Consider the following 25,914-nt stretch of genomic DNA (forward strand, 5'->3'; position numbering starts at 1 on the left):
GTCGCTATCCGCCTACCTGGACATAGGCGGCAAAGATCCAGCCAGAAACCGGCTCGATAATCTGGAGCCAGCGGCCATCTTGGCTCACGGCAATGGCCGTCACCGGGGTGCCGGCCGTCAACACATCCGTCTGAGGGTAGGCAATGTCCGGCCCGCTGCGCACATTCAGGGTGGGCGTCGAAACCTGGTATCGACGCACAGCCAGCCGCACCACCGCATAGGGCGGGCTATCTTCCCGGAAGTACAGGTACTCGTTGTTAACCCAGCCCTCCGCCGGCGTCTGGATGTGGGACCAGGTGCCATCGGCGGTGAAGTCGTCCACCGTCACCGGTTCGCCCTGGGCCAGCAGGGCCACCTGGGCGGCCTCTGGATCTGGCCTGGCCCGGACCCACAGGGGGCCGGCGCCGGCCCACGCCCCCCGGGGGAGGGGGTAATGCTGCCGAAGGTAGGCAGCAGCCTCGGGTTCAAAGGGCAGAAACCGGCCCACGCCGCCAAATCCAGTCCCCTGGAATCCTGGGACGAGCACCCACCTTGCAGCCAGGCTCGTCAGCAGCAGGGCGACGGCCAGGGCCAATGGCACTCCCCACCGTCTCCGGGGTAGCCTGCGGCCCAGGCCCGACGCCCGGGCCAGGCCTTCCTCCACCTGGGCCCGCCAGGGAGCAGGGACGTGGAAAGGGCCGGCAGGCTGGCGGTTCGACCTGGGGTCCCCTGAACGCCCTCCGGCCGGCGTCCCCTTTAATTGTACACCAACTTGGCCCAATTGTCCCTCACCCGGCCCGGCTGTATCGCCTTTTCCCGGCCGCGGACGGGGGGCGGCAGGGCCGGAGCGGGTGGGCATCCAGCCGCGCAGCCAGCGCCAGACGGGATGGGGCGAGGGCGCCCTGTGTCCCAGGGCCATGGCCCAGCTCTCCACGGCCCAGGCGGCTGCCTCTGGCGCCAGCGCCAGGTTCTCCTCCAGCCGACGGGCCAGACGCGCGTGGAGGGTCTCCGTTGGCAGCCACCGGGGGGCGGCCAACAGCTCCTGGGGGATACGCTCCCGCTGTGCCTGCACCAGGACAAAGATCTCCCGGCGATAGTGGCCACAGTAGTCGTTCAGGAGCGCCTGGGTACGGCGAGGGTCGTGGGCCAGCGCCATGCCGTGGCGTTGGATGAGCTGGCGCAGGATGCGGCGTGGCTGCTCATGCATGGTGGCTCGTCCGGTGGAGGAGCAGGGTCAAACCGGAACCGGCCGGAGGTTCCTCAACCATGGGCCAGGCGGATCGTCCCTTCACAGGCGCCAAAGTGGATGCGGGTCCCTTCGGCCAGGGTGATGCTGCGGCCTGGCGGCACGGGGTGCACCGCGCCGGCGGCCGTGGTCGCGACCCAGGGCTCCGTCCCCAGGTTGCGGAGGCCCCAGATGCGGGGATCCTGGGGATGCTGGACCACCGCCGCCACCGGATCCTGGAAGTCGAAGGCCCGCTCTGGATCCACGTGGTGGGGAAAGAGGCGGGTGTTGTGGTTGAGCACCACCGTGGCCATCCCCCCGCCCGCGGCCGGCCGGGGTCCGCCGATGCGGATGCGGGGCGGCAGACGCAGGCCCTGGCCACAGGACCAGCACACGCCGGCCCCGGCTCCCTGCAGCCTGCGGCCATCGTAGAAGTTTTCGGCGCCGCAGTGGCTACAGGGGAAGATGGCATCCCGCAGGCGCACCAGCGCCGCCCGCCATTCGCTTTCCCGCACCCGGCCGTGGTCAGGGTCCCGGATGCCGTCGGTGAAGGCCCGGGTGAAGAGATCCCGCAGGAACTGGGGGTAGATGGGCCAGAAGGCCAGGGCGTTGTCGTGATAGCCGGGCAGGGGGCGGTTGCTTTCATCCGCCGGGTCGAAGATGAAGACGGGATGGGTGCCGTAGAGGCGGGTCATGGCGGGCAGGTCGAAGCAATGGAGGGCCGCTTCCTGGCGTCCTTCCAGGGGGTGGTGGTTCATGAGCAGGTAAAAGAGCAGGACGGCCAGGGAAAAGAGATCTGTCGCGGTGCTGGGGGTGGCTTCGCCTCGGACCAGCTCGGGCGCCATGAAGCGGGGGGTGCCGCCGATGGCCCCGGCCTGGCCGTCGATGTCCACGTTGTCGTTGTCGCAGATGCGGGTCTCGCCGGTGGCCGGGTCGAAGAAGACGTTGCCGAAGGAGATGTCTCGATAGCAGAGGCCCCGGGCATGGAGCTGGAGATAGCTGTGGGCCAGTTCGAAGCCGATGGTGGCCAGCACCCACAGGGAAGGCGTCACCCGCCGGGTGACCAGATCCACCATGCCCCGGAAGCGCTCCTCCCGCAGGGGCATCAGGTAGCCGAAGCCGGGTACGCCGTCGGCCTCCACCAGCTCCAGGGGCCAGAGGAAGCGGTCGCTGGGCGGCCCGGACTGCACGGCCCGTTCCAGCCGCTCCCGCAGGCGGGGGTCCTGGCGCAGGTAATGGGGGAAGAACCACTTGAGGGCCATGGGCTGGCCGTGGACCGACACCGCGTAGACTTCTCCCTGGCCGCCACTGCCCAGGAAGCGTTCAACGGCAATGGCCGGCCCCGGGGATTGGCTCTGGAGGGTGGTGCCAAGGGTGAGGAGTTGGTTCATGGCTCTCTATCCACCGGGCATGTCGAGGTCGAAACAGGGCGCGTGCAGGCACCATCTTAACATCGGTCGGAAGCTTCTGACAACCGGAAGGCACAACGGCACAACGGGCGGTATCAAGGAGGATTGGGTCATTGGGTGATTTTCTCACCGACAGGGCCAGCCCAGGGCGCGATACTGGGGTTGATGCCCTTTCGCGGTTGGCGACAGCGGGCGGGCACAGAGGCCCGCCCCTACGGGAACGGGCACCCCGTCGTAGGCGCAGCTCGTAGCTGCGCAGTCGTCGCTGTCCCTTCACCCGCCTGGGGTTGGCACCCACGGTAGGGGCCGCCCCCTGTGGCGGCCCGCTTCGGGCGGGCACAGAGGCCCGCCCCTACGGGAACGGGCACCCCGTCGTAGGCGGGGCGAATCATGATTCACCCCTATATACCGGACAAGGAGCGAAGCTCGTGAACTCGTTTTGTCTGTCCTTCGGGAACCCGTTCCGGGGGAAGGAAATTCGTGGCAGCTGAGCAAGACTTTCCGGGCGGCGTCGCAGGCAGCCCCGGTGGGGAGGTGCCCGGGCCGGACCTGGAGCAACTGAAGCAGCAGGTCATCGCCTGTCGACGCTGCCCCCGGCTGGTGGCCTGGCGGGAAGAGATCGCCCAGACGAAGCGCCGGGCCTACCGGGACTGGACCTACTGGGGGCGGCCGGTGCCCGGCTTCGGAGACCCCAGGGCCCGGCTGCTCCTGGTGGGGCTGGCGCCGGGCGCCCATGGGGCCAACCGGACCGGCCGCATGTTCACCGGCGACGGCTCGGGCGATTTCCTCTACGCGGCCCTTCATCGGGCCGGTTTTGCCAGCCAGCCTACCTCCCGTTCCCGGGACGACGGCCTGCAGCTATGGGATTGCTACATCACCGCGGTGGCCCGCTGTGCACCGCCCCAGAACCGGCCGACAGCGGCCGAGATCGCCAACTGTCGGCCCTTTCTACAGCAAGAGATCGCCCTCCTGCGGCGGGTGCAGGTGGTGGTGGCCCTGGGCCAGGTGGCCTTCAACGGCTACCTGCGCGCGCTCCAGGAGATGGGCCAGCCCCTGCCCCGCCTGACCTTTCGCCATGGTGCCCACTATCCCCTGGCGGAACTGGCCCAGCGCCCCGGCCTGCCCCATCTGCTGGCTGCCTATCACCCCAGCCGACAGAACACCCAGACCGGCCGCCTGACTGCCGCCATGTACGATGAGCTATTTCACCAGGTGAAGCGCTTGTTGAACCCGGGCGACAGGGCGTCGTAAGCCCCGCGTCGAGCCTCTCCCGCTCCCTCATCTCTTTCCTTTTGTGATATGCTACCAGAGCCTGGCGAGAAGACCAGGCGGACGTGCCCGCGTGGCGAGAACGAAAGGAAGAACCCACATGCAGAGCTCCTCAAGAATCAAGATCACCGACATCCGCCTGGTCCGGCTGCGGACGGTCCAGGAAGTGGGCGTGTTGGAGCCGGCCTGGAACCCCGGCGGGCAGATGCCCTTCACCGTGGGCGGCGGCTCCTATGTGGAGATCCACACCGACAGTGGCCTGGTGGGCATCGGCCCCGGGCTGGATCCTGCCCTGCTGCCCGCGGTCAAGGCCCAACTGGTAGGCCAGGATCCCTTCGACACCGAGCGCCACCTGGCCGCCCTGCGTTACTACGCCACGGGGCCGGCCTACCGGGGCAGCGCCGGCGTGGACATCGCCCTCTGGGACCTGATCGGCAAGGCCTGCGGTCAGCCCCTCTACAAGCTCTTTGGTGGTGGTCGGGACAAGGTGCCGGCCTACGCCAGCATGGTGCTCCTCTCCACCCCGGCGGAACGGGCCGAGCTGGCCGCCCGCCTGGCGGATGAAGGCTGGCAGGCCATCAAGCTGCGCCTTCACCACGCCACCATGGCCGAAGATATCGAAACCGTGACCCGGGTGCGGGACGCGGTGGGCGACCGCATGGCCATCATGGTGGACGCCAACCAGGCCCAGTCCAGCGGCAACTGGCAGCCTGGCGTCCTCTGGGACTACCGCCGCGCGCTGGAGACGGCCCGGGAGCTGGACCGGCTGGGCTGCTACTGGCTGGAGGAGCCCCTGCCCCGCTACGCTTTCAAAGACCTGGCCCGCCTGAACCAGGCGGTGGCCATGCCCCTGGCCGGCGGCGAGAACAACCGGGGCATCCACGAGTTCGTGCAGATGCTGGAGGGCAACGTCTACGACATCCTCCAGCCCGAGGGCATGGTGGGGGGCGGCCTGACGGAGCTGCGTAAGATCGGGGTGCTGGCCGAGGCCTTCGGGAAGAAGTGCGTGCCCCACCACGGCGGCCGGGGGCTGGGCACCATCGCCCACCTGCACCTGGTGGCCTCCTGGCCCCACGCGCCCTACCTGGAGCTGCTCCACGACCCGCCCATCGGCGACTATCGCCACGGTTTCTCCATCCTCCTGGATCCGCCGGTGGTGGACCAGGAGGGTTTGATAGCTGTGCCCCAGAAGCCCGGCCTGGGCGTGGAGGTGAACCCGGATCTGGTGGAAGAAGTGATTACCGTCTAGAAGGTCTGTCTGACATGAATCGTGGAACCTGGTACGCCCTGGCCGCTTACACGGTTTGGGGCGTGTTGCCCATCTTTTGGAAGTGGCTACATCATCTGCCCGCGCTGGAAATCGTAGCCCACCGGATGATCTGGTCCTTTGTCTTCCTGGCCCTGGTTTTGACCATGCGCCAGGAGTGGCAGGCCCTCTGGCGGGCGGCCAGACACCGGCGGGTGATCCTGGCCTTCCTGGCCACTGCCCTTCTGCTGACCGCCAACTGGCTGGTCTACGTCTGGGCGGTGAACGCTGGACACATCGTGGAGACCAGCCTGGGCTATTTCATTAACCCGCTGGTGAACGTGCTGCTGGGCGTTATCTTCCTGCGGGAGCGGCTACGGGCGGGGCAGTGGGCGGCCATTGCCGTGGCCGCGGCCGGCGTGCTCTACCTGACCGTCAGCTATGGCGCCCTGCCCTGGATCGCCCTGGCCCTGGCTTTCACCTTCGGCTTCTACGGCTTGTTGAAGAAGGCCACCCCCCTCACCTCCCTCCAGGGGCTTACCCTGGAGACCAGCGTCCTGTTCGTGCCCACGCTCCTTTACCTGGGGCTGTTGGGGTGGACGGGGACAGGATCCTTCGGCGCTGGGAGCTGGCGCACCGACCTGCTGCTCATCCTGGCGGGCGTGATGACCACCGGGCCGTTGCTGCTCTTTGCCGCGGCTGCGCGGCGGGTGCCCCTGAGCATGATGGGGGTGCTCCAGTACATCGCGCCGACCCTGCAGTTCCTGATCGGCGTCCTGCTCTACCACGAGCCCTTCACCCCGGTCCGGCTGGTGGGCTTCTGTCTGATCTGGATTGCGCTGCTCATCTATTCGGTGGAGGGCGTCATGGCACATCGGCGACCCGCCGCCGTGGCTGGCGGCGCGTAACGCGTCGTAAATCCTGGCAGAAATTCGCCGATGGTTTCCACCAGAGGGAGTGCGCCCAGAGGGCACCCGGAATTTCTGCCGCGGTATTGACGCCAGACTGTCGTAGTGCGTGAACGATACCCCAAGGAGTGTTCGCTGTGAGTTTCGGCATTACCAAGACCATTCCTGCCCGGGAAGGCATGGCGGCTGTGGACGCCCTGTACGACGGCTCCATCCGGGAGTATGAATTCCACATGGCCGGCAAGCCGTCCCGACTGAAGGTGGGGGACTATGTCTACACCATCTTCAACGACCAGCTCATCGGGCGGCTTCGCATCAAAGAGCTGATCCCCGGGGCGGTCAATCCCAAATCGGGCAAGCCCCGCACCCTGATCCTCGTGGAGGCGCCCGGCGAACGGCTGCCGGTGCCCATCCCCAAGAAGGGGCACCGGGGCACCCGCTACTATGACGGTGCGGAGTGGCCGGCATGATCGAGTTCATCCTCTGGTTCCTGGGCGTGCTGCTGGTGGCCATCGTCACCCTCAGTTTTCTGGGCAAGTGGGCCTCCGGCGTCATCCAGCGCCACATCGAGGAGCGGGTGGCGGCGCTGGATGCCATCGTGAACAGCGGTCGGGTGCCCGATAGCTGGCTGAAGTCCTATCGGGAAAAGGCCGCGAAATTGTTGGCCCGGGGCCAGGACCAGGCCCGGCTGGAGCGACTGGGACGCCAGGCCCAGAAGTACTGTCTGCGCCAGGTGGACGGGCTGATCAAGGACCTGAAGGATGGTTCGTTTACCCAGGATCCCAAGACCCGGGAGTTTCTGCTGCGGGAGCTGCAGCGGCGTCGCCGCCTGTGGGAACGGGCCGAGTGGTCGTCCCTGCTGGTGGAGCTGGCCCGCCAAGAGAGCCAGGAGACAGCCGGCGAGGAGTAGGTCACGCATCCCTGCGTGACGGAGGTGTCTGGGAGCCTGGCACTATAAAATCCGCTGGCCCAACAGCGAGGCGATCAGCTCCACGGCCAGCTCCGCGGTGCGATTTCCCTCGTCCAGAATTGGGTTGATCTCCACCACATCCACAGAGCGAACCTTTTCCGACTCAGCCAGGATCTCCATGAGCAGGTGAGCCTCCCGGAAGGTGAGGCCGCCGGCCACCGGCGTGCCCACCCCCGGCGCTACCGCGGGCTCGATGGCGTCCATGTCGATGCTGACGTGGATGCGGGCCAGGCTGCTCAGGCGGCTCAAGGCGCGGCGGGCCACCGTGGCCATGCCCAACTCGTCGATGTCCCGCATGGTGTAGACGTTGATGCCGCTCCCGGCCAGGGCCACCCGCTCCTCCGGGTCCAGCGAGCGCACACCCACCAGGACGATGTGCTGGGGCAGCAGCTTGGCACCAGGGTAGCCCAGGTCAACCAGGTCGGGATGGCCCCGGCCTGTGAGGACGGCTACCGGCATGCCATGGATGTTGCCGGAGGGCGAGCTGGCCGGGGTGTTGAAGTCCCCATGGGCGTCCACCCAGATCAGGCCCAGGGGGCCCGCGGTGGCCATGCCGCTGACCGTGCCGATGGCGATGGAGTGGTCGCCGCCCAGGAAGATGGGGATCTCCTGGCTGGCCGCGGACGCCTGGGCCGCGTCGAAGATCTGCTGACAGGCCTGCACCACCGCTGGCAGGTGATGCAGGCCACCCTCTGGGGTCTCGGTCCAGCTGCGGGCCTGGACCGCGGCTTCATGGCGCACGGGGACGGGCACGTTGCCCGCGTCCTCCACCTGGTGGCCCAATCCCCGCAGGCGTTCATACAGCCCGGCATAGCGGACCGCGCTGGGGCCCATGTCCACCCCCCGGCGCTGCTGGCCCAGGTCCATGGGAATGCCCAGAATGCGAAGTCGGTGGTGTTGGATGGCCGCCATGATTTTTTCCCTCCGTGCCTGCCTACGCCTGCTGCAGGGCCAGCCGGCCCGGGGTCACCAGGGGCGTTTCGGGCTCCCGCTGCACCTGGTTCAGGTGCCAGTAGAGACCCCGGCGGGCCATGAGTTCCTGGTGGGTGCCGCATTCTGCGATGCGCCCGTCCGACAGCACCACGATCAGGTCGGCGTTGCGGATGGTGGAGAGGCGATGGGCGATGATGATGGTGGTCCGCCCCACCATGAGCCGCTCCAGGGCCTGCTGGATGAGCCGTTCCGTCTCCGTGTCCACTGAGGAGGTGGCCTCGTCCAGGATGAGGATGGGCGCGTCTTTGAGGACGGCCCGCGCGATGGAGAGGCGCTGCTTCTGGCCGCCGGAGAGCTTCACGCCCCGTTCGCCGATGATGGTGTCGTAGCCATCCGGCAGGCGCATGATGAACTCGTGGGCGTTGGCAATCTTGGCCGCCTCGATCACCTCGGCTTCGGTGGCGTCTTCCCGGCCGAAGAGGATGTTGTCCCGGGCGGTGCCGTGGAAGAGGAAGACATCCTGGAGGACGATGCTGATCTGGCGGCGCAGGCTGGTCAGGGAGAGATCCCGCAGGTCGTACCCGTCCAGGGTGATGGCGCCCTGGGTGACGTCGTAGAAGCGGGGGATGAGGCTGGCCAGGGTGGTCTTGCCCACGCCGGTGGGGCCCACCAGGGCCACGGTGGCGTGGGGCGGGATCTCCAGGTTGATGTCCTGCAGCACCGGTTCGCCGGGGATGTAGCTGAAGCTGACGTTGTGAAAGCGGATGGCCCCCTGGGCCCGCCCTGGGAGGACGATGGCGTCCGGGCGCTCCTCCACCTCGGGCTTCTCTTCCATCAGCTCGGCCACCCGTTCCGCGCTGGCCAGGGCCTCCTGAATCTTTTCCCAGGCGTCGCTCAGGTGGTGCAGGGGCTGGTAGAAGAGCTCCAGGTAGAGGAAGAAGGCCACCAGCTCTTCCACCGCCAGCACCTGGTTCAGGATCAAGCGGCCGCCGAAGTAGATGATGACAATGGTACCCAGGGCCGAGGAAAACTGGATGAAGGGCTGGAAGATGGCCATCATCTTGAGCGCGTGAAGCAGAGAATCCCGGTAGCGGTCGATGCGCTCCCAGATGCGGCCCAGTTCGCTCTCCTCTCGGGTGAAGGTCTTGATCTCCCGGATGCCCGAGAGGTTGTCCGCCAGGATGGCGTTGAGCTCGCCCAACTCGTGCTGGCGTTCCCGGAAGGCCGGGCGCACATAGTGGGCAAAGGCCCGCAGGGACAGGAGGATCAGGGGGATGGGCACCATGCTCAGCAGGGTGAGCTGCCAGTTCATGCTCAGGAGCACCAGGGTCACCCCCACCAGGGTCAGCGCGTTCACCAGCACATCGGGTACCGCGTGGGCGATGAGCAGCTCGAACTTGTCCGAGTCGTTGACGACCCGGGACATGAGCTGGCCGGTCTGTTTGTCTTCGTAGAAGCGCAGGGAGAGGCGCTGGAGGTGTTCGTAGATGAGCTTGCGGGCGTCGGCCACCACGCCCCAGCCGGCCACGTGGGCCATGTAGCTGCGCAGGAACTGGAGGCCGGCCCGGGCGATGTAGACGGCCAGGGCCAGCAGGGCCAGGCGGGTGATCAGGGCCTGGGAGATGGGGTCGCTGTCGGCGTTGGTCACCGCGCCCACCATGGTCTTGATGATCCAGGGGATGAGTAGCTGGACGCCCACCAGCAGCAACATGCTGATGACGGTGATGATGAGGGAGCCGGTGTAATTTCGGGCGTACAGAAAGAGAAAACGTAGGGGCTTCATGGTCTGCGACTTTCTTTCCTTTGGATCCACCGATGATAGGGAGTGCACAGATAGAACCACAGATAGAACCGGAGAAAATCTGCGGTCATCTGTGGCATTTGTCCATCGAATCCAATGACAAATAGTATAAAAATTGTAGCGGGTGGCGGCCAGAATCGCAATTCAGGCCGGGTATAGGGGCACGGCTTGTGCCGCGCCTGCCTTGGACTTGAAATACACCCACGGGCCTGGCGAATTTGACATGCCAGGGGCTCCATGGTATAGTTCCCATCGTCAACGGCACCTGGGCGCTACGTCGACAGGGAGTCGGGGACGAGGCCAACAGCACTTTTGGCCAATAGCACCTTGAATGTTGACACCAGCTTGTTGATTGTGCCGCAGTGGCGGAACTGGCAGACGCGCTACGTTCAGGGCGTAGTGGGCGCAGGCCCGTGGGGGTTCAAATCCCTCCTGCGGCACCAAACCAGCCCCTTGCAGAGGCTGCAGCAACTTCTCACACTGTGGTTTTGGCTCATCTACCACAAATGTGCGCTACCCACCTCGGTTTCGAAGGGGGGCAACAGGTTCGCACACATTTGGGAGATGAGCCGTGGTTTTTAAAACCGAGATTGCACTCATCAAAAATGGGGAATGAAAACATTCGTTCCCCATTTTTGTGTTTTTCAGGTATACTGTAGCCCATGGCGGCAAACCCTTCTCCCAACCCACCCTCTCCACCTCCGGCCAGCACCCGGGCGCGAGTCATCCTCCTGGCGCTCATGGCCCTCTGCCTGCTGTTTGTGGTCAGCTACACCGGCCGCCTGGTCCAGCGCAGCCGGCTGCAGGCTGAGATCCAGCAATGGGAAGAGCGCCTCGCCCAGGAACAGGCCCGGCAGTTGGAACTCCAGGCTGAGCTGACCTATGTGAGCAGTGCGGATTACGTGGATGAGGTGGCCCGGGAGGAGTTGGAGATGGTGCGCCCGGGAGACACGGTCATCGTGGTCTTGGAGGGCACGCCGGTACCCACGCCCACCGTTACCCCCACCCCGACACCGGCCACCATGGCGCCGGAAACGTCATCCGCTCCCCCCTGGAAACAGTGGTGGGACCTTTTCGTCCAACAGGAGCTGCCATGAAAATCAAATTCTATGCCCATGCCTGTTTTCGCCTGGAGGGCGACGGCCTCTCCGTGGTGACCGACCCCTACACGCCCGGTCCCGGCGCCTCCAACTTCGACCCCATCCACGAGCCGGCCGACATCGTGATCATGAGTTCGGCTACGGATCGCTTTCACAGCGACCCCAGCCATATAACCGGCGATCCGGTGGTGGTCAATGCCGTGGAGATCCCACCCGAAGGAAAGACGGTTAAAGGGCTCCACATTCGGGTCTTCCAGACCATGGAGAGCCTCACCTACGACTTCGGGGATCGGGGGCCGGAGGCCAACGCCATGTACACCTTTACCCTGGACGGGATCCGGGTGCTGCACATCGGTGACATCGGGAATCCCATCTCGGAAGAGCACCTGCAGGCGTTGGAGGGCCAGGTGGATCTCATGTTTGCCCTCACCGGCGGCCACGCCACCATCGCCCTGGACGACCTGGACGCGGCCATTCGGCGCATCCAGCCCCGGGTGGTGATCCCCATGCACTACTACAGCCCCAAGGGCGTGCTGAATATCCTTCCGGTGGAGGAGTTCACCCGGCGCTACCCGCCCGAAGCCGTCACCCATGTGGGCAGCAGCGAGCTGGAACTAAGCCGGGAAACCCTGCCCGAAGGGCTCCACATCTACGTGCTGGAGCAGTCCCGGTAGGCGGGGGATCCCTACATCGGAAGGTTTTTCCCCATGTTTGAACTGATCCAGGAACTCACCGAACTCCCCGGCCCGGTGGGCCAGGAAGGCGCGGTCCTCGAGCGCATCGAGGCCCTCTGGCAGGAGGCCGGCGTGACCGTGACCCGGACCCGCCTGGGCAACCGGATCGGCCGGGTGGGCGGGGAGGGCCCCCGGGTCCTCCTGGTGGCCCATGCGGACGAGCTCTGCTACCTGGTGCGGGCCATCCACCCCGACGGCTTCCTCTGGCTGGCCAACGGCCAGGCCTGGCAGCGGACCACCTCCCTGCGCAATGCCTTCACCATCGGCCAGCGGGTCCAGGTCCTGGCGCCGGATGGGCCCATCCCCGGCGTGATCGCCACCGTCACCGGCCATCTGGCTTCCCTGGCCCTGCCCGAGCTGAACGAGCTGAGCTGGAAGGATTTCTGGGTGGACACCGGCCTCAGCCGGGACGAGCTCCTGGCCCGGGGTGTCACCCCGGGGACGCGCGTCATCTGGGATGGGCCGACCGTGCGCCTGGGTCGGGATCTGGTCATGGGCAAGGCCCTGGACGACCGGGCGTTGCTGGCGGTGCTGACCGAAGTGCTGCGGCGGGTCCCCACAGCGGAGCTGGGCTGCCAGCTCACCGTGGCCGCCACCGTCCAGGAGGAGATCGGCCTGGTGGGCGCTTCGGCCCTGGCCGCGCGGGAAGCCTTCGACGCGGCCGTCATCCTGGAGGTGGGCCTGGCCGGCGACGTGCCGGGCATTGGCCTGGAGACCATGCCGGTGCGCCTGGGCGGCGGACCCATTCTGGTCCACAAGGATTCCCTGGTGCACTACGACCATCGCCTGACCACGGCCCTGGCCCGCACGGCCGCCGCGGCTGACATCCCCCTTCAGCATGCGGTCTTCGGCTCCTTCGGCAGTGACGGCGCCGCCTTCATGAAGGCCGATGTCCCCGCCGGGCTGGTGGCCTTCCCCACCCGCTACACCCACACTCCTTTCGAGACAGCCCACCTGGGCGACATCGAGGCCCTCACCGCCTGGATGTGTGCCTTCGTCCGCCGGGCCCGGGAGGTCCTGGCTTAACCCACGTACCCGTGGCGCCCGATCCGCGCGGATGGCAGCCCTCGCCGTAGGGGCGGGCCCCCGTGCCCGCCCGCCGTCGCCAATCGTGAAAGGGTACCGGTTTGCCGTAAGGGCGGCTCCCAGCCGGCCGATGGTGCCGGACCCAGGCGGGTGAAAGGACGGGGACGGCTGCGCAGCTGCGAGCTGCGCCTACGAAGGGGCGGCCCTGTCCTGTAGGGGCGGGCCCCCGTGCCCGCCCGCCGTCGCCAATCGCGAAAGGGTACCGGTTTGCCGTAGGGGCGGTCTCTGGCCGCCCGTTGTTGCCACATCCCGGCTGGTGAAGGGACGGCGATGGCTGCGCAGCTACGAGCTGCGCCTACGAAGGGGCGGGCCCGCCCGCTGTCGCTAAGCGGCCGCCAGCTCCTCCAGGAGGGCGATGCTGGTGGCGATCCCCCGGTAGAAGTTGGGCAGATGGAACTTCTCGTTGGGTGCGTGGAGGTTGTCGTCGGGCAGCCCGAAGCCCAGGAGCACCACCGGCAGCTGGAGCTCCTCCTGGAAGACCGAGACGATGGGGATGCCGCCCCCCTCCAGCATGAAGACCGGGTCAGTGCCGAAGGTGCGGCGACAGGCCCGGGCCGCTGCCCGCATGGCCGGCAGGTCCGGCGGCGTCAGGAAGGGCTGGTACTTGTGGTAGGTGCGCACCTCCACCTGGATCGTGGGCGGGGCCAGCCGTTTCAGGTAGTCCGTAACCAGGGCCTCGATGCGGTCTGGATCCTGGTGGGGCACCAGGCGGCAGCTGATCTTGGCATGGGCCTGGGCCGGAATGACCGTCTTGAAGCCGTCGCCAGTGAAGCCGCCCCACATGCCGTTGATCTCCAGGGTGGGCCGGGCGCCGATCCGCTCCACCACGGTGAATTCGGGCTCGCCATAGAGGGCCGGCGCGCCGGTCTCGGCCAGGATCTCTGCCTCGCCGTAGGGGACCTGGGCCAGGGCGGCCCGCTCTTCGGGGGATAGGTCCCGCACCTGTTCGTAGAAGCCGGGCACGGTGATGTGGCCGTGCCGGTCGTGGAGCGCAGCCAGCAACTCACAGAGAGCCTGGTTGGCGTTGTGGATGGCGCCCCCGTAGCTGCCGCTGTGGAGGTCGTGGGCCGGGCCGGTGACCGTCACCTGGGCCGACCACATGCCCCGCAGCCCGTACAGGATGGCTGGCTGGTTCGGCGTGAGCATGTGGGAATCGGAAATCAGGGCCACATCCGCCGCCAGCTCGTCCACATGCCGGGTCACATACTCCTGGATGGTCCGGCCGCCGTACTCCTCTTCCCCTTCCACGATGAACTTCACGTTGACCGGCAGGCGGCCGGTGGTGGCCAGGAGCGCCTCCACGGCTTTGACGTGGATGAAGATCTGTCCCTTGTCGTCGGACGCGCCCCGCGCGTAGAGATCCTCGCCGTGGGGGCCGGCTTTGATGGTCGGCTCGAAGGGCGGTGTCTCCCACTCCTCCAGGGGATCCACCGGCTGGACGTCGAAATGGCCGTAGATGAGGACGGTGGGCTTGTCCGGGCCGGCGTGGAGCCAGTCCGCCCGCACCAGGGGGTGGGTATCCGAGGGGATCACCGAGACGTGTTCCAGGCCGATCTGCCGGAGATGGTCGGCCAGCCAGGTGGCCGCTCGATGAACGTCCTCCCGGTGGGCCGGCAACGCGCTGATGCTGGGAATGCGCAGCCAGTCCATCAGCTCGGCCAGTTGGCGGGAGCGGGCATCGGCCAGGTAGGCTTGCAGTGGGTCGTTCATGGGCATCTCCTTCTTGTTCGATGGTTGATCTGCGCTGGCTGAAGCGCCGTGGATGATTGGTCCATTATACCCGACCGCGCCGGGGCTGCCCATCTGGCCGATGTCTCCGGGGTGGACTCCTTCCCTGTCTCTCCGCACTCCCGGGCGGGGGACATCCCAGGTTTTAGCCCATCTCGTTTGTGCGGTTTGGAAACCGCACAAACGACGGTCCTGTCTGGAAACGGGATCGACGGCGGTGTCCGATGGATGGACTCCGACGATCTTGAACGATACCCGTGCCACCGTTCCACCATCTGGATTGACAGGGCCGACAGCGTGTGCTATATTTTCGGTCGGCGAACAAATTGCTTGCCGATTGTCGCCAGTTGCCCGGGGATGGCCATGGAATCGGCCTGCGGGCCGATTTTGAACGGCCTGATTTCCCCACCGCTGGCCCCAGTCGGGGTTCAAAAGTTTGAACCTGGAATAAATCGCGCCGCAGCGATCCCCTGGGCAGGCGACGTCCGCAGCCGGCAGCCAATCCACTTCCCAGGAGGCCAACCATGACAGCACCCAAGACCCGCGCCGCCCAACTGGCCGTCCACGGGGGCGAACCGGTGCGCCGGACCCCCTTCCCGCCCCGGGGGCACTTCGGCCCGGAAGAGAAGGCCGCGGTGGACGCCCTGCTGGAGCAGGCCATGGCCACCGGCGTGGCCCCCGGTTACAACGGACCGGAGGAGGAAGCCTACTGCCGGGAGTTCGCCGCCTACCTGGGGGGCGGCTTTGTGGACGGCGTCAACTCTGGCACTTCGGCCCTCTACGTGGCCCTGAAGGCGCTGGCGCTGGAGCCCTTCAGCGAGGTAATCGTGGCCGCGGTGACGGACCCCGGCGGCATGATGCCCATCCCCCTTCTCAACCTGATCCCCATGGTGGCGGACACCGCGCCCGGCAGCTTCAACACCGGCCCTGAACAGGTGGAGGCCCTGATCACCCCCCTGACCCGGGCCATCGTCGTCTCCCACATCGGCGGCGAACCGGCCGACATGCCCGGCATCCTGACGGTGGCAGAGCGCCATGGCCTGCCGGTCATCGAGGATGCCTCCCAGGCCCATGGCGCCCGGCTGAACGGCCGCTTCGTGGGCACTTTTGGGACCATCGGCATCTTCTCCACCATGTCCGGCAAGCACCATGCCTCCGGTGCCCAGGGTGGGCTGATCTACACCCGGGACGAGCAGCTCTACCAGGCGGTGCGGCGGGCCGCCGACCGGGGCAAGCCCTTCTTCCTGCCGCCGGGCTCCACCAACGTCACCGCCGGGCTCAACCTGAACCTGAACGAGATTGCTGCAGCCATTGGCCGGGTGCAGCTTCGCAAACTGCCGGAGATCGTCGCCCGGCGTCAGGTCGTGGTGGGGAAGCTGGCCGAGGGGCTGGCCGATCTGGCCACCGTCTCCCTGCCGCCCCTGCTGGACGGCGCTGAGGCCAGCTACTGGTTCCTGCGCCTGCGCTTCCACCCGGAGCGGGCACACTGCGACAAGGAGACCTACTGCCGGGCCCTGGCTGCTGAGGGGCTGCCCATCAACCCCAGCTACCGGGCAGCCCTTCCCCACACCATGGACTGGTTCGTGCACCGTCGCGTCTTTGGCCGCAGCGGTTATCCGTGGGCCAGTCCGGACTACCAGGGCGACCGGGAGCGCCAGTTCCCCTGTCCCAATGCCGAGGCCGCCATGGACACCCACTTCAACCTCCAGCTCCACGAAAACTGGGGCGCGGCGGAGATCGCCGACGCCCTGGCCATCTTCCGCAAAGTCGATGCCACCCTGCGTCGCGATTGAGGCAACTTAAGGCAAGGAGAGCTCCCCATGCGCATTATCGATGCCCACAACCATCCGGACTGGCACGGCCACGACCTGCAGAAATTTCTGGCCAACATGGCCCGGTACAACATCGAGAAGACCTGGCTGTTTTCCTGGGAGTGTCCCATCGGTGAGTATGACCCGGAGTACAACCACGTCTCCCTCATCGATCCCCGGGGCTACCCCATCCCCTTCAGCCGCTGCCTGGCCTACAAGCAACAGGCGCCCGACAAGTTCGTCCTGGGTTATGCGCCCGACCCCCGGCGGCCGGACGCCATCGACCAGTTGCAGGCGGCCATGGAAATCCACGGCGTGCGGGTCTACGCGGAGCTGAAGCTGCGCATGATGTACGACAACCCCGACGCGTTGCGGGTCTTTCGCTTCTGTGGCGAGAAGGGTCTGCCGGTGGTGGTCCACATCGACTACGAGTTCGACACCGGGCGCCGGTATCCCCGGCCCAACTGGTGGTACGGCGGCGGCATCGAAGCCTTTGAGCGCGCGGTGCGGGCCTGCCCGGAGACCATCTTCGTGGGCCATGCGCCTGGCTTCTGGGCCCACATCTCTGGCGATGACCAGTACGACAAGGTCCCCTACCCCACCGGCCCCATCGTCCCCGGCGGCAAGGTCATCGAAATGTTCCGCACCTATCCCAACCTCTACGCCGATCTCTCCGCCGGCTCCGCCTACACCGCCCTGACCCGGGACCGGGCCTTCACCCGGGATTTCCTGCTGGAGTTCCAGGATCGGCTGCTCTACGGCCGGGATTACTTCGACAACCGCATGCAGGAGCTGCTCAACTCCCTGGAACTGCCCGAGGAAGCGCTGGCCAAGATCTATGCCGGCAACGCGCTCCGCCTGGTACCCGATGAAACTGGTACCCGATGAAGCTTGAGCCCCAAGGAGATGCCGCAATGAGCACCGCCCAGAGCCAACTGGCCATCCACGGTGGCCCCAAGGCCGTCACCATCCACGACGAAAGCCTCTTCCACTGGCCCATCATCACCCAGGAGGACGAAGAAGCTGCGCTGGACGTGCTGCGCCGGGGGGCCATGTCCGGCACGGATGTGACGGTGCAGTTCGAGGAGGAGTTCGCCCGCTGGCAGGGGACCCGCTACGCCCTGGCCTTCAACAACGGGACGGCCGCGCTGCAGGCGGCCATGTTCGGCTGTGGCATCGGCGTGGGCGATGAGATCATCTGCCCCAGCATTACCTACTGGGCCTCGGCCCTGCCCTGCTTCTCCCTGGGCGCCAGCGTCCTCTTCGCCGACATCGACCCGGACACCCTCTGCCTGGATCCCGACGACATTGAACATCGTATCGGCCCCCGGACCAAAGCCATTGTGGTGGTCCACTACCTGGGCCATCCGGCGGACATGGACCGCATCCTGGCCGTGGCCGAGCGCCACAACCTGAAGGTCATCGAGGATGTCTCCCACGCCCAGGGCGGCCTGTACAAAGGGCGCAAACTGGGCACCTTCGGCCACGTGGCCGCCATGTCCCTGATGGCCGGCAAGTCCTTTGCCATCGGCGAGGGGGGCATGCTGGTCACGGACGACCGCACCATCTACGAGCGGGCCCTGGCCTTCGGCCACTACGAGCGCTACGACGAGCGGGTCCAGGATGGGTGGCTGCGGGCCTATCGGCACCTGCCCCTGGGCGGCTACAAATACCGCATGCACCAGGTCAGCTCCGCGGTGGGGCGGGTCCAGCTCAAGTACTATGACCAGCGCATCGCCGAGATCCGCCGGGCCATGAACTACTTCTGGGACCTGCTGGAAGGGGTGCCGGGCCTGCAGGCCCACCGGGTGCGGGAGGAGGAGGGCAGCAACATGGCGGGCTGGTACGCGCCCCACGGCCTCTACAAGGCTGAGGAGCTGGGCGGGCTTTCCGTCACCCGCTTCGCCGAGGCAGTCCGGGCCGAAGGCTCCATCTGCTCGCCCGGGGTGAATCGCCCGCTGCACCTGCATCCGCTGCTCACCGAGTGCGACGTCTACGGCCACGACCGGCCCACCCGGCTGGCCTTTGCAGAGCGGGATCTGGTGCGCCTGCAGGGGAGCCTGCCTGTCTCCGAGCAGGTGGGGCGGCGCACCTTCAGCATCCCCTGGTTTAAACATTACCGGCCGGCGCTCATCGAACAGCATGCCGCCGCGTTCCGCAAGGTGGCGGAACACGCGGCCGAGCTCCTGGCCGACGATCCCGGCGATGGACCGGACGTGGGCGGCTGGCATTTCTATCGGGCTTGAAGTCCTATCGGGCCTGCAGGAGGAGAGCCATGAAACTGGCTTTTGTGGGGTTCCAGCATCCCCATATGCTGGAAATGTACCATCATGCACAGATATTGGACGGCGTGGCCGTCGTCGCCGCGTGCGAGGAAAACGAGGGCACCCGCCAGCATCTCATGGCCCGGGGTGACGTATCCATCACCCACGAGCGCTTTGACCAGATGCTGGATGCAGTCGAGTGTGACGCGGTGGCGGTGGGGGATTACTTCGCCCGCCGGGGCAGCCTGATCCTCCAGGCCCTGGCCCGGGGCAAGCATGTGTTGGTGGACAAGCCCGTCTGTACCAGCCTGGCAGAGATCGGGCAGATTGAGCGGATATGTCGGGAGCGGGGGCTCAAGCTGGGCTGTATGTTGACCATGCGGGACAGCGGCCCCATCATCGGCCTGCGCAACCTGATCCGCAGCGGGCTCATCGGCGACGTCCAGGCCATCTCCTTCGGCGGGCAGCATCCCCTCCTCCCGGGGACCCGGCCCTCCTGGTACTTCGAGCCGGGCAAGCACGGCGGCACCATCAACGACATCGTGATCCACGCGGTGGACGCCATCCCGTGGATCACCGGCCAGCCCTTCACTGTGCTCCACGCGGCGCGCACCTGGAATGCCCTGGCCCGGGAACATCCCCACTTTCGAGACGGCGGACAGATCATGGCCAGCCTGGGCAACGCCTGTGGCGTGTTGGGGGATGTCTCCTATTTCATGCCCAACAGCATGGGCTATAGCCTGCCCCACTACTGGCGGATGACTTTTTGGGGAGAAAAGGGCATGGTGGAGACCTCCACCACGGCCGACAGCATCCTGGTGGCGCTGGATGGCGAGCCCCAGCCACGCCTCGAGCCGTTGCCCGAGGGCAATCCGGCTGGCTATTTCAAGGCGTTTCTGGCAGAGATTGCCGGCCAGAGCCGGCCGGATCAGCTCACGACGGATGTTATCCTCACTGCTACCCGCCAGGCGTTGACCATGCAGTGGGCCGCGGATGTGGGGGCCCGGGAGGTGGGGTTATGAGATCCGGAGTCCGAAGTCCAGAGTCCGGAGTCTGAAGGCCAGGGGCGACGCTCAAGCGCGCCGCCCCTGATTGAATTCAGGTTCCTATACAGGCTCAGCTGACCAGTTTGGCGTCCAGGACGATCTCGTCCACGCCGGCCAGGGCCTTGGAGACGGGGCAGCCGGCCTTGGCCTGGTCGGCGAATTCGGCGAACTTCTCCGCGTCCAGGCCGGGCACCCGAGCCTCGCATTTCAGCTCGATCTTCTCAATCTTGGGGCCAGCGCCCAGGTGGACGGTGGCCGTGGTGTGGATGGTGTCCGGCTGGAAGCCGTTGTTGGTCAGCAGGGCGGACAGGAACATGGAGAAACAGCCGGCGTGGGCTGCACCGATCAGCTCTTCGGGGTTGGTCCCCTCGCCGCTCTCAAAGCGGGAGGCATAGGTGAACGGCCCTTCGTAGAGGCCGCTGCCCAGCTTCATGGTGCCCTTGCCCTCTTTCAGGGTGCCTTGCCAGGTGGCTTCTGCGCCTCGTACCGCCATAATCATTTCTCCTTTCTGATGTACGGAATGGACCGCATGGGCTGACCTTTGCCAGCCGCGCCTATTGTACCCCAATTCCTGTCTTTGACAGGAATGGCCGGGACTTACTCGCCGAACTGAATGCCCTGGGCCAGGGGCAGCTCTGTGGACCAGTTGATGGTGGTGGTCTGCCGGCGCATGTACGCCTTCCAGGCATCGGAGCCGGACTCCCGGCCGCCGCCGGTGTCCTTCTCCCCCCCGAAGGCCCCGCCGATCTCCGCCCCGCTGGTGCCGATGTTCACATTGGCGATGCCACAGTCCGAACCCGCGGCCGAGAGGAACTGCTCGGCCGTGCGCAGGTTCAGGGTGAAGATGGCGCTGGAGAGCCCCTGGGGCACGCCGTTGTGGATAGCGATGGCCTCGTCCAGCGTCTCGTAGGCCATCACGTACAGGATGGGCGCGAAGGTCTCCTCGCAGACCAGGGGCGTCTGGCGGGGCATGCGCACGATGGTGGGCTCCACGAAGGTGGGACCCAGGTGGGGCAGGCGCCGGCCGCCGGTGACGATTTCGCCCCCCTCGGCCTGGGCCGTGTCCAGGGCCTGCATCATCCGCTCCACAGCCTGCTCGCTGATGAGGGGCCCCATGAGGGTGCCCGGCTCCAGGGGGTCGCCGATGGGCACGCTCTGGTAGGCCCGGGCCAGCCGCTGGGTGAACTCGTCCACAATGCTCCGGTGGACGATGAGGCGGCGGGTGGTGGTGCAGCGCTGGCCGGCGGTGCCCACCGCGCCGAAGAGGACGGCCCGCACCGCCAGCTCCAGGTCGGCGTCCTCGGCGATGATGATGCCGTTGTTGCCCCCCAGCTCCAGGATGGTCTTGCCCAGGCGGGCGGCCACCCGCTGGGCCACGTGGCGCCCCACCCGCACCGAACCGGTGAAGCTGATCAGGGGCAGCCGGCCATCATCCAGCATCCGCTCGCCCACCTGGTCGTTGCTGCCGATGACCAGGTTGAAGATCCCGTCCAGCCCATGGTCGGCCATGACCTGGTTGCAGATCCGCTGCACGGCCACCGAGACCAGGGGCGTGGTGGGGGACGGTTTCCAGACCATGGTGTCGCCGCAGACGGCCGCGATGGCGGCGTTCCAGGACCAGACGGCCACCGGGAAGTTGAAGGCGGTGATGATGCCGATGGGGCCCAGGGGGTGCCACTGCTCGTACATGCGGTGGCCGGGGCGCTCCGAGTGCATGGTCAGGCCGTAGAGCTGGCGGGAGAGGCCCAGGGCGAAGTCGCAGATGTCGATCATCTCCTGTACCTCGCCGATGCCTTCCGCCCGGATCTTGCCCATCTCCAGGGTGACCATTTCACCCAGGGGCTCCTGGACCTCCCGCAGCGCGTTGCCCAGGTCCCGGACCAGCAGGCCCCGTTTGGGCGCGGGCACGGTGCGCCAGTGGGCAAAGGCAGCCGCGGCCCGCGCCACGATGGCATCGTAGGTGGGGGCTGTGGCCTGAATCACGCTGCCGATGGCTTCCCCGGTGGTGGGGTCATAGGAGACCAGCCGCTCGCCCTGGGGGTCGGTGATCCAGCCGTCGGGGCCGCTGCAGGCGCCGGGGTTGACCTCTGCCAGGCCCAGCTTTTCCAGCAGGGCTTTGACCCGCAGGGCACGACTGTGGGTGGTGATGGATTGAGATTGTACGGTCATTGCCTGTTCCTCCCGCATCATCAGGGCCTCAGGCCTGGTGGGGCAGAGCCACAGGCCGGGCCGGTTGTTCCTCGTCGGTCCACACTTCGTCCTCCAGCTCCTGTTCCAGCTCCTCATCGCCCAGCACAATGCGGCAGATCCCCTTGCGATCCAGGACAACCTGGGTGCGCTGGTAGATGGTTGGCTGGTCCGGCTCATCGACGGAGCGGTAGACGGAGACGAAATTGAGGTGGTAGGTTTTGTGGCAGCGCACCCGATATAACTTGCCGTTTTCCAGCAGCCACTTGCGTTGGGTGGGGTTATCCATCTTGCGCAGGTAGGGGCGGATGTCGTAGCGCATGATGTCGTTGATGGCGGTGATCTCCAGCCCGTTGGTGTGGACGGCATCCAGCGCGTCGGCGTGGAGCACCACCGCCTTCGTGTAGCGAATGATGGTCTCGCCCTGGCGGTCGTTGGCCAGCTCGGCCAGGATGCCCCGGTCCCGGCTGGCCAACACCTCGGCCGGCACCTCCTTCTCGGAGACGTATTCCACCTTTTCCCGCACGTAGCCCAACTCGTGGCGGCGGTCCTGGGTGTGGATCACGGTCCGCCGGTCGTAGAGGATGTTGTGCAGGAAGCGGGCAGAGAGGCTACGGCCGATCTCCTTGATGCGATCTTTGAACATGTAGCCCACCACCAGGGCCACGAAGACCGGGAAGGTGAAGGTGCCGAACCTGAGCTGAAAGTAAAAGGCCACCACCGTGGCGAAGACCATGGAGACGCCGGCTGCCAGCGCGTAGAGGACGTGCTCCAGGGTCGTCCCCTCCCGTTTGACGGAGGTGGAGAGCCACAGGACGCTGGATGTGTACTTTTTCAGGATCGAGGTGCGGAAGAGATATTCCTCGTTGTCCCCTTTCCTGCGCAGGGGAGGGCCGTAGCCCATGGCCTGCCGGTGCTGGAGCTCTGCCTGGACGTGGGCCTCGATGCGTTTTTTGAGGGCCGCGCCCCGCTGCCGGTGGGTGGCGCGATCCAGGTGGCGATCTACCAGGAGGAAGGCCTGGAGCAGGCCCTCTTCTACCACCAGGCTGATGGCCTCATCGGTCAGCCGGTAGGACTGGCGCAGCCGGGTGGGCATGGACTCCACGTCCACGTAGGGAGCCAGGGCCCGGTAGCGCCGGGTCAGCTCCTGGGTGGTCTCCAGGAGCTCGTCCACGCTCTCGGCCAGGGGCAGGGCCAGGTCCGGCGTGAACTGCTTGCGGCCGTGATGCCAGACATAGCGAGCCAGATGGGCCCGGATGGCGCTCTTGAGGATGGCCCGCAGGAACTTGAAACTGCTGATCAGCTCCTCTTTCTTGAGCTGGAGCAGGGCCGGGTCCTGGGTATGCAGGATGCGCTCGCAGTTGTTCAGGGGAGAGTGCGGCGCGGAGAGAAGCTCCCGCAGGCGAAAGCGCGGGGTCTTCATGCGCACGTAGTTCTGGATGTCCCGGTAGAACTCCCGTTCCGTGTAGGTGTCCCGGTCGATGCCCAGGCTACGGGGCACGAAGATGTAGGTGTCGATCTTGTAACGGGTCTCCTGGCCGGGCGTCAGGGGGTACCCCAGCTTGAACTCCAGCTGATAGCGGTCGTGGATGGTGACCCGGCGCAGGACTCTACGTGCCATATTATGTCAATTCTGGACCGGAATGGAGATCCTGGCAAATGGCGAGGGCGGGGCCGCTGGGGGCTTCAGGTCAGGAGCTGGTTGATGGCCTTGGCCAGGTCCAGATCTCGCTGGCTGATGGCGTTGCCGGCGTCGTGGGTGACCAGGTCGATGGTGACCCGGTTGTAGACGTTGGACCATTCCGGGTGGTGGTTCATCTTTTCGGCCAGGAGGGCCACCCGGGCCATGAAGCCGAAGGCCTCCACGAAATTGGCAAACTTGAGCTCCCGATGCAGTTTACCATCCGCCACAGACCAGCCGTCCAGTTCCCGCAGCCCTTGCTGCACATCCTGTTCGCTCAGTGGAGAAACCTTGGGCATTGGTGTACCTCCCTTTCGTCTGGCATTCGGCGCAGAAGCTTTGCGTCCGGCTCAGAATCCGACTACAATGAACAGCTATGATGGGGTGCGGTGATCTCCATTGTAGAGGATGGCCCCGGTTCCCGCAAGTCCCTGACGGAACGGCCGGAGCGGGTTCTGAATCCATCCAAGGCGGATAGCGCGGCGCCCCGATTTCCCCTCCAATTCCATATCACGCTTCCCATATCACTCTCCACAGGCAAAGGCAGGAACCACCATGAAAATTTTGATCCACTATCCCTTTGAACCGGCCCAAATCCAGGCCTTCCAGGAGCTGGCGGAACGCCTGGGCGGCCACCAGGTGATCCACGTCACGGACGAAGAGAGCGCCGTGGCGGCGGCGCCAGAGGTGGAAGTAATCCTGGGCCATTTCCGCCCGGCGGTCTGTGCCGCCGCGCCCCGCCTGCGCTGGATCCAGTCCTTCAGCACCGGCATGGACAAGTTTCTCTTTCCGGAAATCATCGAGCGGGAGGAGGTGCAGATCAGCAACGTGGCTGGCCTCTACGCCAGCCAGGGGGCAGAGCACGCCTGGGCCCTGCTGCTGGCCCTGGCCCGACAGATCCCCCTGGCGGTGGAGAATCGGGCGCGCCGCCTCTGGCAGAGCGGACCGGTGATCCAGATCTCGGGTGGCACCCTGGGGCTCATTGGCCTGGGCGGCTTCGGGATGGAAATGGCCAAACGGGCCCAGGGCTACGACATGACCATCCTGGCCATCGACCCCGTCCGCACCGAGAAGCCACCTTTCGTGGCGGAGCTACGGCCCAGCAGCCGGGAAAACCTCCACGACCTGTTGCGCCGCTCCGACGTGGTGATGACGGCCTGCCCCCTCACCCGGGAGACCTACCACCTGATCGGTCGGGAGGAGCTGGCGCTGATGAAGCCCACGGCCTACCTGATCAACGTCACCCGGGGCGGCATCATCGACGAGCCGGCCCTGGTGGAGGCATTGGAGAAGGGGCAGATCGCCGGGGCCGGTCTGGACGTGACCGAAGTGGAACCCCTGCCGCCGGACAGCCCCCTGTGGGACGCGCCCAACCTCATCCTCACGCCCCATCGGGCTGGCGCCTCCCAGCATCGTCCGCGCATGGTCTTCGAATTCTTCCTGCAGAACCTGGAGCGCTACCTGCGGGGGGAACGGCCGCTGAATATCATCGACAAACGCCGGGGGTTTTAGGGGTGATTCGGGGATTGGGGGATTCGGAGATGGAGATGAGGAGTGGGAGATGGCAACGATCTTTCTATACCATCACCCAGTCACCCGATTCCCCAATAGCCGAATCCCCCAATCCTCAGATTCTCAATATCCGATGCCCCGCAGATAGTCGACCATGCGGGCGCTGCGGCGGGCTTCGCTGAGGGGATCGTCCTGGCCGGGGATGGGCTGGCCCGGGCACGCGGTCACCCAGCGCTGGAAGCCGATCTCCTCCAGCGCCGCCCGGATGGCCGGAAAGTCCACGTTTTGGGATTCGCCCACATCACACCAGACGGGCAGGTAGAAGCCGTCCTCCCGCCGGGAGGTGGAGGCGTAGTCCTGCAGGTGGATGTAGTTGAGCTGGTCCTGGAAGTCGCGGATGGCCTCCACGGGGTCGTAGCCCCAGAGTTGCGCGTGGGAGACGTCGATGCAGAGCTTCGCCTTGCGCAGGTGGGCCATGTAGGTCCGCCAGTCTTCGATGGAGTCCACCAGCAGGTTGGTGTGGATGTGGTAGCTGAGCTCCAGGCCGAACTGGGCTGCGTATTCGGCCCAGGCTTCTGCGCCCTCGGCCGCGGCGATGATGTCGTCTCGGGTGACGGGCCGGCCCTCGGGCTTGCGGCCGTTCATGAACATGAAGCAGTCCACCTCCATCTCGGCGGCAAATTCCATGCGTCGCTTGTTGCGCTCCACATGTTCATAGTCCCGCTGGTCTGGCGAGCCCTGGGCCGTGTAGACTGCCAGGGGCATGTCGGCGTTGCGGCAGATCTGGCGCAGCCGTTGGGGCGTGCCCAGCCAGTCTAGAGGCAGTCGGCACTCCCAGCCGTCCCAGCCGGCCTCCTTCAACGCCTCCAGGGCCGGTTCCAGGTCGGGGCTCTTCCAGCGCAGGGTACTGTAGCTCAGTTTGAAAGGCATGGGTTCCTCCTCATGGGGTTGGGATGGGATAAGGGAAGGGAGCTGGTACAAATTGGGCCTGGGCCTTGGGCTGAATGATACATCCAATTTCCCGC

General features: G+C 66.3%; 23 protein-coding genes and 1 tRNA gene. 14 read left to right on the plus strand and 10 right to left on the minus strand.

Features of this window, described 5'->3' with window-relative positions; all coding sequences use genetic code 11:
• Positions 1-4: 4 nt before the first annotated feature.
• Positions 5-1,186, minus strand: coding sequence for an SH3 domain-containing protein (locus FKZ61_RS03260; protein ID WP_141608636.1), 1,182 nt, complete (start codon positions 1,184-1,186; stop codon positions 5-7).
• A 53-nt stretch (positions 1,187-1,239) separates the two neighbouring features.
• Positions 1,240-2,595, minus strand: coding sequence for a protein kinase domain-containing protein (locus tag FKZ61_RS03265; RefSeq protein ID WP_141608637.1), 1,356 nt, complete (start codon positions 2,593-2,595; stop codon positions 1,240-1,242).
• A 552-nt stretch (positions 2,596-3,147) separates the two neighbouring features.
• Here FKZ61_RS03265 and FKZ61_RS03270 point away from each other — a divergent pair.
• The 5 genes from FKZ61_RS03270 to FKZ61_RS03290 all read left to right on the plus strand — a co-directional run bounded on the left by FKZ61_RS03270 (position 3,148) and on the right by FKZ61_RS03290 (position 6,946).
• A complete protein-coding gene (locus FKZ61_RS03270; protein WP_407659847.1) occupies positions 3,148-3,864 on the plus strand; it encodes a uracil-DNA glycosylase in 717 nt (238 codons plus the stop codon).
• 118 nt (positions 3,865-3,982) lie between these two features.
• Positions 3,983-5,131, plus strand: a complete 1,149-nt coding sequence (locus FKZ61_RS03275) for a mandelate racemase/muconate lactonizing enzyme family protein (RefSeq protein ID WP_141608638.1) — start codon at positions 3,983-3,985, stop codon at positions 5,129-5,131.
• 14 nt (positions 5,132-5,145) lie between these two features.
• Positions 5,146-6,036: an EamA family transporter RarD gene (gene rarD / locus FKZ61_RS03280; protein ID WP_141608639.1), complete on the plus strand. Its 891-nt coding sequence runs from the start codon at positions 5,146-5,148 to the stop codon at positions 6,034-6,036.
• Between the two features lie 137 nt (positions 6,037-6,173).
• Positions 6,174-6,506, plus strand: coding sequence for a hypothetical protein (locus tag FKZ61_RS03285; protein ID WP_141608640.1), 333 nt, complete (start codon positions 6,174-6,176; stop codon positions 6,504-6,506).
• On the plus strand, positions 6,503-6,946 hold the full coding sequence (locus FKZ61_RS03290; protein WP_141608641.1) for a hypothetical protein: 444 nt from the start codon (positions 6,503-6,505) through the stop codon (positions 6,944-6,946). The genes FKZ61_RS03285 and FKZ61_RS03290 overlap by 4 nt, the downstream gene beginning before the upstream one ends.
• Before the next feature lie 42 nt (positions 6,947-6,988).
• Here the strand turns inward: FKZ61_RS03290 and rocF are convergent, their stop codons facing one another.
• Together rocF and FKZ61_RS03300 are read right to left on the minus strand one after the other, a co-directional pair.
• On the minus strand, positions 6,989-7,918 hold the full coding sequence (rocF, locus tag FKZ61_RS03295) for an arginase (protein WP_141608642.1): 930 nt from the start codon (positions 7,916-7,918) through the stop codon (positions 6,989-6,991).
• 22 nt (positions 7,919-7,940) lie between these two features.
• A complete protein-coding gene (locus FKZ61_RS03300; protein WP_141608643.1) occupies positions 7,941-9,722 on the minus strand; it encodes an ABC transporter ATP-binding protein in 1,782 nt (593 codons plus the stop codon).
• Between the two features lie 374 nt (positions 9,723-10,096).
• Here FKZ61_RS03300 and FKZ61_RS03305 point away from each other — a divergent pair.
• The 4 genes from FKZ61_RS03305 to FKZ61_RS03320 all read left to right on the plus strand — a co-directional run bounded on the left by FKZ61_RS03305 (position 10,097) and on the right by FKZ61_RS03320 (position 12,600).
• Positions 10,097-10,183: transfer RNA gene (locus FKZ61_RS03305), tRNA-Leu, on the plus strand.
• A 219-nt stretch (positions 10,184-10,402) separates the two neighbouring features.
• Positions 10,403-10,837, plus strand: coding sequence for an FtsB family cell division protein (locus FKZ61_RS03310; protein ID WP_141608644.1), 435 nt, complete (start codon positions 10,403-10,405; stop codon positions 10,835-10,837).
• Positions 10,834-11,514, plus strand: a complete 681-nt coding sequence (locus tag FKZ61_RS03315) for an MBL fold metallo-hydrolase (RefSeq protein ID WP_141608645.1) — start codon at positions 10,834-10,836, stop codon at positions 11,512-11,514. The genes FKZ61_RS03310 and FKZ61_RS03315 overlap by 4 nt, the downstream gene beginning before the upstream one ends.
• Before the next feature lie 33 nt (positions 11,515-11,547).
• Complete coding sequence (locus tag FKZ61_RS03320) at positions 11,548-12,600, plus strand: M42 family metallopeptidase (protein WP_141608646.1); 1,053 nt, start codon at positions 11,548-11,550, stop codon at positions 12,598-12,600.
• Between the two features lie 384 nt (positions 12,601-12,984).
• Here the strand turns inward: FKZ61_RS03320 and FKZ61_RS03325 are convergent, their stop codons facing one another.
• Entirely contained in the window at positions 12,985-14,370 is a 1,386-nt protein-coding gene (locus FKZ61_RS03325) for a dipeptidase (protein WP_141608647.1), read from the minus strand.
• Between the two features lie 542 nt (positions 14,371-14,912).
• On the opposite strand from FKZ61_RS03325, the gene FKZ61_RS03330 reads away from it, so the two are divergent.
• The 4 genes from FKZ61_RS03330 to FKZ61_RS03345 are packed head-to-tail and all read left to right on the plus strand — an operon-like array spanning position 14,913 to position 19,485.
• On the plus strand, positions 14,913-16,181 hold the full coding sequence (locus tag FKZ61_RS03330; protein ID WP_141608648.1) for a DegT/DnrJ/EryC1/StrS family aminotransferase: 1,269 nt from the start codon (positions 14,913-14,915) through the stop codon (positions 16,179-16,181).
• Positions 16,182-16,208: 27 nt separating this feature from the next.
• On the plus strand, positions 16,209-17,087 hold the full coding sequence (locus FKZ61_RS03335; protein ID WP_141608649.1) for an amidohydrolase family protein: 879 nt from the start codon (positions 16,209-16,211) through the stop codon (positions 17,085-17,087).
• Between the two features lie 26 nt (positions 17,088-17,113).
• Positions 17,114-18,445: a DegT/DnrJ/EryC1/StrS family aminotransferase gene (locus tag FKZ61_RS03340; protein ID WP_170199179.1), complete on the plus strand. Its 1,332-nt coding sequence runs from the start codon at positions 17,114-17,116 to the stop codon at positions 18,443-18,445.
• A gap of 29 nt (positions 18,446-18,474) precedes the next feature.
• On the plus strand, positions 18,475-19,485 hold the full coding sequence (locus tag FKZ61_RS03345) for a Gfo/Idh/MocA family protein (protein ID WP_141608651.1): 1,011 nt from the start codon (positions 18,475-18,477) through the stop codon (positions 19,483-19,485).
• 94 nt (positions 19,486-19,579) lie between these two features.
• Here FKZ61_RS03345 and FKZ61_RS03350 read toward each other — a convergent pair whose 3' ends face one another.
• The 4 genes from FKZ61_RS03350 to FKZ61_RS03365 form a co-directional block, all read right to left on the minus strand.
• Positions 19,580-20,002 (minus strand): OsmC family protein, encoded by a 423-nt coding sequence (locus FKZ61_RS03350; RefSeq protein WP_141608652.1) that lies wholly within the window; start codon positions 20,000-20,002, stop codon positions 19,580-19,582.
• Positions 20,003-20,106: 104 nt separating this feature from the next.
• The gene (gene amaB, locus FKZ61_RS03355) at positions 20,107-21,678 is read right to left on the minus strand and encodes an L-piperidine-6-carboxylate dehydrogenase (RefSeq protein WP_141608653.1); all 1,572 of its coding nucleotides are present in this window, start codon (positions 21,676-21,678) and stop codon (positions 20,107-20,109) included.
• Between the two features lie 28 nt (positions 21,679-21,706).
• The gene (locus FKZ61_RS03360; protein ID WP_141608654.1) at positions 21,707-23,317 is read right to left on the minus strand and encodes a hypothetical protein; all 1,611 of its coding nucleotides are present in this window, start codon (positions 23,315-23,317) and stop codon (positions 21,707-21,709) included.
• Positions 23,318-23,382: 65 nt separating this feature from the next.
• Complete coding sequence (locus tag FKZ61_RS03365) at positions 23,383-23,676, minus strand: 4a-hydroxytetrahydrobiopterin dehydratase (RefSeq protein WP_141608655.1); 294 nt, start codon at positions 23,674-23,676, stop codon at positions 23,383-23,385.
• A 256-nt stretch (positions 23,677-23,932) separates the two neighbouring features.
• Between FKZ61_RS03365 and FKZ61_RS03370 the strand changes: the two genes are divergently transcribed.
• Positions 23,933-24,889, plus strand: a complete 957-nt coding sequence (locus FKZ61_RS03370) for a D-2-hydroxyacid dehydrogenase (protein ID WP_141608656.1) — start codon at positions 23,933-23,935, stop codon at positions 24,887-24,889.
• Between the two features lie 123 nt (positions 24,890-25,012).
• Here FKZ61_RS03370 and FKZ61_RS03375 read toward each other — a convergent pair whose 3' ends face one another.
• A complete protein-coding gene (locus FKZ61_RS03375) occupies positions 25,013-25,819 on the minus strand; it encodes a sugar phosphate isomerase/epimerase family protein (protein WP_170199181.1) in 807 nt (268 codons plus the stop codon).
• Between the last annotated feature and the right edge of the window lie 95 nt (positions 25,820-25,914).

This window comes from Litorilinea aerophila (assembly GCF_006569185.2).
Classification (GTDB): domain Bacteria; phylum Chloroflexota; class Anaerolineae; order Caldilineales; family Caldilineaceae; genus Litorilinea; species Litorilinea aerophila.